This window comes from Pseudanabaena sp. SR411 (genome assembly GCF_002251945.1).
Lineage (GTDB): Bacteria > Cyanobacteriota > Cyanobacteriia > Pseudanabaenales > Pseudanabaenaceae > Pseudanabaena.
Genome location: NZ_NDHW01000001.1, coordinates 1 through 902, shown reverse-complemented (window position 1 = coordinate 902; position 902 = coordinate 1). Strand labels below are relative to the sequence as shown.

Annotated in this window: 1 protein-coding gene; it reads left to right on the top strand. The window is 40.4% G+C overall.

What is annotated here, in order from left to right; all coding sequences use genetic code 11:
• Nucleotides 1-277 precede the first annotated feature (277 nt).
• Nucleotides 278-697, top strand: a complete 420-nt coding sequence (locus B9G53_RS00005) for an Npun_F0494 family protein (RefSeq protein ID WP_094528291.1) — start codon at nt 278-280, stop codon at nt 695-697.
• The last annotated feature ends 205 nt before the right edge of the window (nt 698-902 follow it).

Below are 902 nucleotides of genomic sequence, written 5' to 3'. Positions count from 1 at the left end.
ACAGCCTATGTGAAGGGCATAAAACTTCTACCAGAAGACTTGAAACAGTATTTTCCATTTTGGCAACGTTCTGATACTTTACCCAAATGGGATATAACCATTGTTCCTAATTGATTGGTATCTTATTTCCTCGCAAGTCCCTTACAGCTTGATATCACTAATTAGTGAGCCAGCGCCGTTTTGTCCAATTACTTATCCAAAGGTTAATGCTGACTTTGGTGGGTGCTGCTAGCATTAAATTTAAAGTGTCAAACCAGATCAATGCTCGGAAAATGCCATGTCAACCGAAACTTTAAGTAAAAGTAACAACAAAGATAATACTGAATACGAACCTCAAATATTGCAGAGAGCCGAGGTAGCGCTAAGATGTGCGCCCTTTACGATTAAGTTGTTTGCGGATATGGCAACACAAGGCGTAAACCTGAGGGCGATCGCAGGTAATGAGGGCATCAAAAACCAATATTTGACTAGTTCCACAAATTTAATCATTACTGAAAATGCTTTACTATGGCTGATCCAAGTAGGTGTTTTGCGCCGCGAAGTCGATGGTCAAGGCATTACTGATAGTTTTCGGCTGACCCCGATGGGACATTTGTTATTAAATAAATGGCGATCACAACCAAGATTTCCGATCGCAAGTTTAGGCGATCGCTTACAAAACTTTTGGGCGCAGATTCAAATATCACGCTTTCTTTGAAATTATAGTCATCCAATTTTTTAGAGAAGAGCCGCGCGAAGCGCTGTCCTTCTCTAGGATTCAGACAATAAAGGCGACCATTAGGGTCGCCTTTATTGTTGTAAGGGACTTGCGAGGAAATAAGATACCAATCAATTAGGAACAATGGTTATATCCCATTTGGGTAAAGTATCAGAACGTTGCCAAAATGGAAAATACTGTTTCA

Coding starts and splice junctions, on each gene's coding strand:
- B9G53_RS00005 (WP_094528291.1), top strand. CDS start 278: ATGTCAACCGAAACTTTAAGTAAAAGTAACAACAAAGATAATACTGAA.